This window comes from Vibrio sp. 1401, from assembly GCF_033340295.1.
On sequence record NZ_JAWOWF010000340.1, the window covers coordinates 1 to 719 of the forward strand.

Below are 719 nucleotides of genomic sequence, written 5' to 3' on the forward strand. Positions count from 1 at the left end.
GACGCCGAACGACGACACTGACAATGGTGATAACGGCGGTTTATCGCAAATTGGTTTGACGATTTACGCGCGTGTGAATGACTTAGGTGAAGACTCGGTTGAAAAAGACGCAACTGAAATAAGACAAACGGACGTGGTGTTGGAGTTCCCAACGGTTCTTACCCCGCAAACCAGTGTCGCGGCCGAAATTGACGTGACCGATGACGTACAAATTGAAGGCTCAGAAGACAACTTTGTCGATCTTGGTGCTCAGCTTACTTCCAAGATTGATGTGATCAATCCTGATGGTGTGGAAGACGTATTGACCATCATCATTGACCCATCTTCACCTGGTATTCCGCCGGGCCTAATCATTACGGGTACGGACGTTGATTTCATTAACGGCAAATACGTATTCCAAGCGGATATCGACGCAAGCGGAAACATTGTTGGCCTTGAAGGCTTAACGATGCGCGTGGCTGAAGATTATGCTGGCGACTTCGTTTTGCCTGTGAGATTTGTGACTAAAGATACGGGCTCTGCAGATGAAAAATCGTCCACAGAACTGATTCCGGTGCAAATTCTGCCAGTTGCTGACGTGCCAAGCTCGGCAGGCGACCAGCCGTTGGATCGCAACATCACGCCAGATGTCACAGTCGATATTACTGGAACACTTGGTCTTGATGCGAACAAGCAGCCTGTTGATGATCTCAATAACGATGTTCCAACCGCTGATGGTG

At 48.7% G+C, this 719-nt stretch carries 1 pseudogene; it reads left to right on the top strand.

Annotation, left to right across the window (positions count from 1 at the left end):
- Nucleotides 1–719, top strand: a pseudogene (locus R7Z77_RS25500) (tandem-95 repeat protein); the annotation flags it as partial.